This is a genomic window from Fulvivirga sp. M361, from assembly GCF_007097395.1.
Taxonomy (GTDB): Bacteria; Bacteroidota; Bacteroidia; order Cytophagales; family Cyclobacteriaceae; genus Fulvivirga.
Genome location: NZ_VKDC01000054.1, coordinates 23,877 through 30,933, shown reverse-complemented (window position 1 = coordinate 30,933; position 7,057 = coordinate 23,877). Strand labels below are relative to the sequence as shown.

Annotated in this window: 4 protein-coding genes; 2 read left to right on the top strand and 2 right to left on the bottom strand. The window is 42.1% G+C overall.

The window, feature by feature from the left end:
- Window positions 1-108: 108 nt before the first annotated feature.
- Both FNH22_RS30015 and FNH22_RS30010 read right to left on the bottom strand, forming a co-directional pair.
- Window positions 109-3,210 carry a carbohydrate-binding protein gene (locus tag FNH22_RS30015; RefSeq protein WP_143402235.1) on the bottom strand — a complete coding sequence of 1,034 codons (3,102 nt, stop codon included), beginning with the start codon at window positions 3,208-3,210 and terminating at the stop codon, window positions 109-111.
- Between the two features lie 314 nt (window positions 3,211-3,524).
- Entirely contained in the window at window positions 3,525-3,740 is a 216-nt protein-coding gene (locus FNH22_RS30010) for a YwbE family protein (RefSeq protein ID WP_143402234.1), read from the bottom strand.
- 261 nt (window positions 3,741-4,001) lie between these two features.
- Here FNH22_RS30010 and FNH22_RS30005 point away from each other — a divergent pair, with 261 nt between their 5' ends.
- Together FNH22_RS30005 and FNH22_RS30000 are read left to right on the top strand one after the other, a co-directional pair.
- Complete coding sequence (locus FNH22_RS30005) at window positions 4,002-4,490, top strand: hypothetical protein (RefSeq protein WP_143402233.1); 489 nt, start codon at window positions 4,002-4,004, stop codon at window positions 4,488-4,490.
- A 519-nt stretch (window positions 4,491-5,009) separates the two neighbouring features.
- Window positions 5,010-6,995: a serine hydrolase gene (locus FNH22_RS30000; RefSeq protein ID WP_143402232.1), complete on the top strand. Its 1,986-nt coding sequence runs from the start codon at window positions 5,010-5,012 to the stop codon at window positions 6,993-6,995.
- The last annotated feature ends 62 nt before the right edge of the window (window positions 6,996-7,057 follow it).

Below are 7,057 nucleotides of genomic sequence, written 5' to 3'. Positions count from 1 at the left end.
GCACTTTTGAAATATCAGTAAAAGCTTTAGCAAACGGCACCCAACAAATTGGCTCAGCCAGCAACATACTCTCAAATTTTGACCTTAGGAATGCGCAAAAAACTCACTTTATAGACAGACTCTAGCTACTCTTGCTGCTGGAGGAGGAGAAGCCCAGGCCGCCCAATAATTCAGGTTGAATCCACCTGCAATTATCTCTAAACGTACCACATGTATGCCTGCTGTTACATTAATGTTACGTATATGCATGGTCTGATAAGTCTGATAGCCACCTGTATTGGGTACGGCAAGCTCACCCGTTTTGTCTACACCATCAATAAGTATCCTGAATTTAGCGGTGCTGGCAGGAGAGGCAACACGAGGGAAAAAGTCATAATCCTGGGTGGTGCTGAAATTGATGGTGTATTCCATCCATTCTGAGGTATTGGTCCAGCCCACATTGTAGTTGCCGTCTGTATCTCCGGTGGTCTGAATGTCTACGCCATCTGTCCGGTATTGCCCGCCGTCATTGGCTGTATTGGTATCACTGTAGGCAACTCCCTGCCCTCCTTCATCATAGTCTTCCGCTTCTACTCTTCCCGGTACGGTACGCGCTGTACCACCAAAAGGTGTCTGGCCGGATGAAGCCGTTACAGTGATATTGTTGACATTATCAGTATTAATGGCGGTAGTCCAGTCTCCACCGGTGGGACGAATGCTTGACTTGATGATATATCCTGTGCCGGCAGGTGGTGCTGAGGGTAAGTTGACGGTGACAGAAATGTTTCCCGTACCTGCTGTAACAGGTTGCCGGGTTTGTCCCAGCCAGGAGGTTGACGACCAGAATTCTACTACTACATCACGTGCAGATACCGCCTGATAGTTAATGGAAAAGGTCAAAGAGGTATTACTGACGATGGAGGTTGGCGGACTGTTGACAGTCACCGTTTCATTGACAGGAGCAATCGAAGCAAACGTGATCTTGTTAAGGTTAATACCGGCGGTTTGTACAAAAACCCGCATTACCTGCTGCCCTGCCGATAAGGTAACGTTTTTAGAAACAGTAGCCCACGTTTGCCACCCGCCGGTAGGGGCAAGATCCACAGTGCCGGATTGGTTAGTACCGTCAAAGGCAAGGTAGATTTGCCCGGTGGTACTGGTGCCTGCTGCATAGCGAATGTCAGCCCTGTAATCTCCGGCACTGGCTACATTTACGGTATATTCCAGCCATTCTCCTGCTACCGTCCAGCCAACCGCATGCCCACCTTCACTGGCTGTGGTAATATCGACTCCTTCGGAGGTGCGATATTGTCCGCCACTGTTGCCGGTGTCGGTATCGTTGTAGGCGACTCCCTGACCTCCTGTATCATAATTTTCTGATTCTATGGTGCCAGGGATAGCGCCTACATTACCTGCATACGGACCCTGCCCCGCCGGGGCTGTGTCATACTTTTGCATCTCCAAAACCAAAGAGCTGAGTTTTCCACCTGTATCAGGAAATTCAACGGTTACCGTGTTGTTTGCCTGGACCAGGTTGGCAGGTACAGGTATTTCTATTGCGCCGAAAAAATCCGTTCTATTGGCCTGATCATAACCCTTCCAGTTGCCAGGCACAGCCACTGTAGTGCCATTTACTTTTACAATGGGCGCTTTGGACCGATTATGTTTGCGACCTATGCCCATCCTTAATTTTGCAAAACCTGATCCTGTAGTTACATTATTAAATGTAAAAGAAATGGGTGTATTAGCAGAAATATTCTGAAGGTGCTTAGAAGTATAATACTTCTTTCCCCTGATTACATTATCGAAAGTGACATTGCTTGCGAATGTATATTCTAAAATGGCTGTTTCACCGGCAATCAGCGTGAGGCTGGCAGGTGCTGTAGTTTGTACATTATCGCTCAATACCGGGGCAGCCTGATCGTATATTTTTAATGATTTTATCCTTACATTTTGAAATCCGGCCAGGGCGGAGGCGAAATTAAGGTTGATCGTATTGGAGGCGTCATCCAGGTTATTGATGGCTACAAATAGTTTATTACCATCAACAAATGCCTGGATTTGAATGTCAGGATTGTTTGAATTGGCCAATACACGTCTTCCTTTAACGTCCTTCCACAATTCATAAAAATTTATTCGTGGAGTAAAAACCCATCCGGTGGGGTTAGGCTGTCCAATATTGGATGGTTTCCATAGCGCTGCGCCATAAGGTTGATAATTATTTGCTGCATTGATGTGCCAGGTGGATTTATCAGTAATAAAAGGAATGGAAATAGCCATTTTATCTTCCCTATCCAGCAGGTTGAATAGCATGTGATTAATGGACCGAACGGATTGAACACTTGCTATATCACTATAGCCGGGACCATATCCTGTCTCTATAGCGCCGTACTCTGTAATAGCATGAGGCTTTACTACACCCCATTTGGCGTAACTGTAGGTTTCAATAAGATCTAAAATGGCCTCTGAATTACTCCCGGACCTTCGGGTGTCCTGACCGGTAACGTTGATGCCATCGTACAAGTGTGTGGAAAAGCAATCCATATTTGCCCCGGCTTCATCCATAAACAACTTCTGGTTGGTATTCCAATGCCCGAAGTCATTACGTTCCAGTTCAGGGTAGGCCGAAGAGTACCCCACCATCTTCATGTTAGCCAATGCCGGTGTATCACGTATTTTCGCAGCAATAGCATTGTAAAGTTGTGACATTTGTAATCGCATACTTGCCTCCTGCGCAGCGTTAAACCCACCGGAATAAAAATCTCCTGCATGAACAAAAGGCTCATTCATGGGTTCGAAAAATTCAGGGATCGCTCCACTTGCATTTTTATAGTAATCAGCGGCCCAGTTTGCTGCTGCAGTGGCATTGATTCCATTTTTAAAAACTTTGTACGGATGGTCCGTAGCGACTACTCTGTTCGTACTTTTAACTGCCGGATTTCCCCCTTGCAAAGCAGGGTAGATGCCAGCCGTATTGTTGTTTTGTCCATAAGCTACGGCAAATGGGGTATAAAACTGACGCCCTTTCCCCACATTGTACTGGTTTTGAAATGCTGTGGCATCTGCGTCGCTTGCATTGGAGTGAAAATTAAAAAAACGCGATCGGTCCAGTTGGGAGACTGCTCCAACATATCGCTGAACTTTGTGATTGATGGTCACTGTTTGCGAAAACGAAGGAGCGCATAACAGTAATAATAATAAAGGTATTGCCCATGGTATAGTTCTGTTCATTGTAATAAAAATTAGGTGTATAGTTGATTTAATCGTGTTACACAATTTAATCAATTAAAGGAGCGGCCGGAAGTGTTACAAACCTGTCTGTGAGGGGGTGTAAAATGTTTTTTCGCTTGAAAAGTGACTTGGCAAAAGTCTATAAATCAGACAATTGAAAAGATTTTAAATTATATTAAATATTTTTTTCATTGTTTTACCCCCTTGTAATAAGTATAATTTACCCATGTAATTTTTTAGATTGGAGTAGTTAAAAAAACTCGGATAGTTGATTTACCGTGTTTCTATTTCAGTGGAGGATGCATGAGGTCCTGTTAATCTTCATCTTCAATGATTACGTTCTTAACGCGACCTACTTCCCCGGTATCGAGTTGTACTTTAATACCATGGGAGTGATTGGGTGATTTTGTCAGGATCCGTTTCACCAGCCCTTCTGTGAGTTCCCCTGTTCTCTGGTGATGTTTTTGGACAATTTCCACCAGGTCACCCGGGTGTATATTCTTCAGGAGTCTGCCGTCTGATCTGTTCATGGAGTTAAAATAAATAAAATTGTACTTTCTCTATCAAGGCAGCAGCATATTTAATCTGTCGCTTATGATCCGATATAGTTTAGTAACCCGTTTTTGGGATTTATTTAATGCATTTTATCGTTACGACCTGGACATAAGTGAGTTGCAGAACTACATTAAGAATTGTCTCAGAATGACATGAACATTGCGAGATGTTCCGTTTTGTAACCTGATCATTCATTCGTATATTGAATTATTGTGTAGTCGATAATACATACCAGCATGTATCGCATTCTGATGCCCCTTATAGTCTCCATTATTTTCTTTGGGATTTCTTCGTGTAGTGATGATGACGATGAACCAGGTAAACTGGATTCACTCAATGCATCAAGCTGGCTTGGGGAGGTTGAAATTGAGGAGTTGGATTATGATTCAAACAACAGCCTGATACGTCAGGAGATTTACACGACGGATGAAGGTCTTTTCAACCTTATAGTATTGAATGATGACAAGACTGCATTGATTAAGTATCAATGTGATAAAACAGAATGCAACGGAAACGAATACAACGGCAAATGGGAATTAATTCATAATACCCTAAAAGTTGTAATTAACAGGGAGGAACTAAATGCTCTTTCGGACTTGATAGTCATTGAAGGGGATATAGTACAAATCAGCGCTCCTGAATTGATCATTGAAGTGGTTTTTGATGCACCGTCAACATCCGTTGCTAAAAGAGTAAGGCGACTTAAATATATCAGTGTTGGGTAATAATGGTTTGCCTTTCAAAACCTTACCTATTAAGCAGAGGACCTTATTATTTCTGATGGTCTTTTTTGTTCTGCTCAATGTCTCAGCCCAATCAATAAAGAAGTCATAAGGGAAGCAAATGCTCTTACGAACTCATTGGGGTTTAATATTGCTGTTTACAACGATATTCAGTCTGCTGTTAAGATTGGTTAGAGAGGACTTTGTTCATTTTTCAGATATGCTGTACTGAAAAATGAACAACTTGAACATTTACTTCAGGCAGAACGGAGGCTTAAAGGGTGTATGACCGTTGTCTATACTCATTGGTTACAACAACTACATGGTCAAACACCTCTCAGCATAATCCTGCAACGCAAATAATGATCAATTGAATCATCCCATTGACGCTTTTAAGCTCTTTTGCGAACAAAAGGGCATTTTGGGGACTAGTGGATGAGAACCAATGGGACTGGGTTTTGAACATTGTCAAATAAGTTACGTAGGTTTTAGAGGTTATAAAACACTACTATGAAACCCTCTATGATTAAATTAACAACACTTCTTTTTCTCTTTTTTCAATTGGGCGGCTTGCAAGCCCAAATTCAAAAAGGACAGGTAAGCAAAGACAAGACTATTTCTTCTGAAATAGGGACCACCGAAAAACATCAGTATAAAATAACCTTGGCAAAGAACCAATTTGCTCTTCTTGAGGTGCTACAGCAAGGAGTGGATCTAGTGGTTACTACTTATGATCCTAAAGGTGAAAAAATAGCAGACTTTGATAGTCCCAATGGGAAATATGGACCTGAACTCATCACGTTAACGTCCGTTGATGGAGGAGAATATACTTTAGAAATAGGTCATTTAAATGAAAATCAACCTGCGGGAGAATATGCATTGAGTCTTCAAAAGCTGAAACCTAAGGCAGCTACATTAAGTGAAAAGGTGGATGAGCTCTTCATAGGTTGGGATAGTAACGAAACGCCGGGGGCAGCCGTGGCTGTGGTAAAAGATGGCTCCGTAATTTATAAGAAGGGGTATGGTATGGCTAGTTTGGAATACGACGTTCCTATAAGTCCGTCAACGATATTTCACATTGCCTCCGTTTCAAAACAGTTCACGGTTTTCTCTATTTTAATATTAGAAAAGGAAGGTAAGTTATCATTGGATGATGATATTAGAAAATACCTTCCTGAAGTACCCGATTTCGGAAAAACCATCACTTTAAGACATTTGGCTTCACATACGAGTGGCTTAAGAGATCAATGGAATTTACTGGCTTTAGCCGGTTGGCGTCTTGATGACGTTATTACCAAAGAGCACGTCCTTAAGCTTGTTAGAAAGCAAAAGAACTTGAATTTTGCCCCTGGTGATGAGTTTGTATACTGTAATACAGGTTTTACATTGCTGGCTGAAGTGGTGGCAAGAGTATCAGGCAAATCATTTGCTGAATTTACGAAAGCGAACATTTTCGAACCTTTGGAGATGTCTAATACGCTTTTTTATGATGACCATGAAAAAATCGTAAAGAACAGGGCATACTCTTATTATCAGGACAGTACCGGATATAAAAAAAGTGTATTGAACTATGCTAACGTGGGAGCGACCAGCCTTTTTACTACAGTGGAAGACCTAAGTCGCTGGGCACTGAATTTTTCAACAGGTAAAGTTGGAAATGAAGCTATCTTTAAAAAAATGAATACGCCGGCAGTCCTAAACAACGGCAAGACCTTTGGCGGGGCCCTCGGTCAATTTGTCGGGGAATACAGGGGTTTGAGTCAAATACAGCATGGCGGGGCTGATGCCGGATATCGTAGCTTCCTGGTCCGTTTCCCCGATCAAAAATTTTCAGTGGCCGTTTTCAGTAATGATGCCTCGTTTAACTCCCGGAAAATGGCGCATAATGTTGTAGACATATATCTTAAAGATGATCTTAAAGCGGAACCAAAAAAAGAGACTGAGAATAAGAAAGAAAGTATAGTTGTTGACGTGAATACATTGAACAACTATGTGGGAGATTATGAGCTACAACCCGGTTTTATCATTAGTGTCACGCAAGAAAATGGTCAATTATCGGCACAGGCAACAGGACAGCCGGTCGTTTCACTTATCCCGCTTTCTAAAACGGAATTTGATGTTAAAGGGATAGCAGCGAAAATCACGTTTGTACCTGGAGATGCTGAAAAAATTAAATTAATTAAACTTGCGCAGGGCGGACAGATAATGGATGCGCCAAGAGTGAAGTCCTTTGATAAAACAGCTGTTAAACTATCGGATTTCACCGGGCGTTTTTACAGTGAAGAGCTATCTACGGAGTATCATTTTAAGGTAGTTGGGGAAAAGTTATTAGTACAACACCGCAGGTTAAGCGATCTTGAATTAAGTCCTGTAAAAGAAGATGTATTCTCGGCAAATGCATGGTTCTTCGGGCAGGTTGAATTTGTCAGAGATGCCAATAATGTTATCAGCGGATGCAAAGTTTCTTCGGGAAGAGTTAGAGATCTATGGTTCCAAAAGAAAGATTAGAAAGTAGCATTGTGAAAAATAAAAGCTACAAAAAAGGTCTTTGATTTGGACCGACAAACTAC

Excerpts from the sequence above, each read along its gene's own strand:
- FNH22_RS30000 (WP_143402232.1), top strand. The coding sequence starts at position 5,010 with ATGATTAAATTAACAACACTTCTTTTTCTCTTTTTTCAATTGGGCGGC.
- FNH22_RS30015 (WP_143402235.1), bottom strand. The coding sequence starts at position 3,210 with ATGAACAGAACTATACCATGGGCAATACCTTTATTATTATTACTGTTA.
- FNH22_RS30010 (WP_143402234.1), bottom strand. The coding sequence starts at position 3,740 with ATGAACAGATCAGACGGCAGACTCCTGAAGAATATACACCCGGGTGAC.
- FNH22_RS30005 (WP_143402233.1), top strand. The coding sequence starts at position 4,002 with ATGTATCGCATTCTGATGCCCCTTATAGTCTCCATTATTTTCTTTGGG.